Source organism: Micromonospora sp. M51 (assembly GCF_018070305.1).
In the GTDB taxonomy this organism is placed as follows: domain Bacteria; phylum Actinomycetota; class Actinomycetes; order Mycobacteriales; family Micromonosporaceae; genus Micromonospora; species Micromonospora parva.
This window is the reverse complement of record NZ_JAGPXZ010000911.1, coordinates 1-2,187: the sequence shown is the minus strand read 5'-3', so window position 1 is coordinate 2,187 and position 2,187 is coordinate 1. Positions and strand designations below refer to the sequence as shown.

Here is a 2,187-nt window from a genome sequence, read left to right as displayed (position 1 = left end):
TTCCTGGCCGGTCGGTTGGCCACCGCCGGTCTGGTCGGCGCGGCGTTCGCGGCGGCCGCGCACCGGACGGCGGTGCCCGAGACCGTCGGCTCGGCGCACCCCGCCCAGTCGGGTGTGCTGGCTGATCCTGCTGTCAGGTCGCAGGCGCTGGCCCGGCTCGACGCGGAGCTGGACGCGCGTACCGCAGCACCGGCGCTGCGGGCGGTCTCGCGCCGACAGGGCCGGGCTCTGCTGCGGGCCGGCCGGGCCATCTGGCCGGACGCCCCGTTCGCGGACCTGCCCGCGACGCCCGGTGGCGCACACCAACCGCTGGTGCTGGGTCTGCTCTGCGCCGCGGCCGGGCTGTCCCGCGTCGAGACCGCCACGATCGCCGCGTACGGGACGGTCACCGGGGCGGCCAGTGCCGGCGTACGTCTGCTCGGCCTCGACCCGTACCGGGTCCAGGCCCTGCTGGTCGGTCTGGCCGACGCCTGCGACGGCACCGCTGCCGACGCGGCACGGGCCGCCGACGGCCCACCGGAGCGGCTGCCGGCCGCCGCCGCTCCACTCGCCGACATCCATGCCGAAATCCATGCCACCTGGGAGGTGCGTCTCTTTGCGTCCTGACACCGTTGTGCCGAGCGCTGTGCCCGCCGTCGACCCGACCACGCCGCCGGCCGCCCCACCCCACGACGAGACCGTTCCGCACACCCACCCGGAGCCGGGGGTGGACCCCCACCCGCCGTTGGCGCGCGCCGGCCGTGCCCTGCGGGTCGGCATCGGCGGCCCGGTCGGTTCCGGCAAGACGGCCCTGGTGGCCGCCCTCTGCCGGGCCTTCGCCGACGAGTTGCGGCTCGGCGTGGTGACAAACGACATCTACACGACCGTGGACGCCGACTTCCTCCGGCGGGCCGGGGTGCGGGACCCCGCCCGGATCCGGGCGGTGGAGACCGGCTGCTGCCCGCACACGGCGATCCGCGACGCCATCGGCGCCAACCTGGACGCCGTCGACGAACTGGCCGAGTCGGTCGGCCCGGTGGACCTGGTCCTCGTGGAGAGCGGTGGGGACAACCTGACGGCGACCTTCAGTCGGGGTCTCGTCGACCGGCAGATCTTCGTGGTCGACGTGGCGGGCGGGGACAAGGTGCCCCGCAAGGGTGGGCCGGGGGTCACCGCCGCCGACCTCCTCGTGATCAACAAGACCGACCTGGCGCCGCTGGTGGGTGCCGACCTCGCGGTGATGGACCGTGACGCGCGGGCCCGGCGCGGCGACCTCCCGACCCTCTTCCTGTCCATCGTGGGAGATCCCACGGCGTCAGCGGTCGCGGAGTGGATCCGGCACGAGCTGGCCCACCACGCCGACCTGCACCCGCTCACCGCGCCGGTCGGCCCGGCCTGATGCGAGCACTCGCCCGACTCGTCGCCCGGGCCGACGATCGGGGCGGCACAGCAGTGGTCGAGCTGCGCGGCGAAACGCCGTTGCTGCTGCGCCAGACCCCGACCGACGGTGGTGTCGCCACTGTGCACCTCGTCGGCGGGGCGGCCGGACCGCTCGCGGGCGACGATCTGCGCCTGGAGATCGAGGTGGGCCCGGGAGCGGCGGTCCGGGTGCACAGCGTCGCCGCGTCCATCGCCCTGCCGGGCCGCTCGGGTGCCGTGTCCCGGATGGCGGTGCGGGCGGTGGTACACGCCGGTGCCACGCTGCACTGGCTTCCGGAACAGCTGGTCGCGGCGGCCGGCTGCGCGCATCTCGCCGAGTCCCGAGTCGAGCTGGCAGCCGGTGCGAGCCTGCGCTGGCGCGACGAGCTGATCTGCGGCCGGTACGGCGAGACGCCCGGCGGCGCCGTGGTGCACACCCACGTGGACTACGCGGGTCGACCACTGCTGCGCCAGTCTCTCGCGGTGGGACCGCACGCGCCGGGCTGGGCCGGCCCGGCGGTGCTCGGCGGCGCCCCGGCCACCGGGTCGCTGCTGGTGGTCGACCCGTCGCGACCCGTCGACCCGCCGACGGTCGAGGGCGGTGTCGTCCGGCTGCCGTTGGCCGGCGGACCGGCGACGCTCTGGACCGCCACCGCCCCCGACGCGCACACCCTGCGCGCCCAGCTCACTGGCTAGGAAGCCCTGTCGGTCCGCCTGGCGCCCCGGCCGTTTCGGAAGCGGACACTGCGGAGAGCGTGATGTCTGTGAGTCATCACGATGACTCACAGA

General features: G+C 75.4%; 3 protein-coding genes. All 3 read left to right on the top strand.

The annotated features are described in order from the left end of the window. A partial coding sequence (locus KBX53_RS30610; RefSeq protein ID WP_210863195.1) for an urease accessory protein UreF occupies positions 1-606 on the top strand: 606 nt, incomplete at its 5' end. 19 nt (positions 607-625) lie between these two features. Then, complete coding sequence (ureG, locus tag KBX53_RS30605) at positions 626-1,378, top strand: urease accessory protein UreG (protein ID WP_309140895.1); 753 nt, start codon at positions 626-628, stop codon at positions 1,376-1,378. Continuing rightward, a complete protein-coding gene (locus tag KBX53_RS30600; protein WP_210863191.1) occupies positions 1,378-2,094 on the top strand; it encodes an urease accessory protein UreD in 717 nt (238 codons plus the stop codon). Before ureG ends, KBX53_RS30600 begins: the two co-directional genes overlap by 1 nt. The last annotated feature ends 93 nt before the right edge of the window (positions 2,095-2,187 follow it).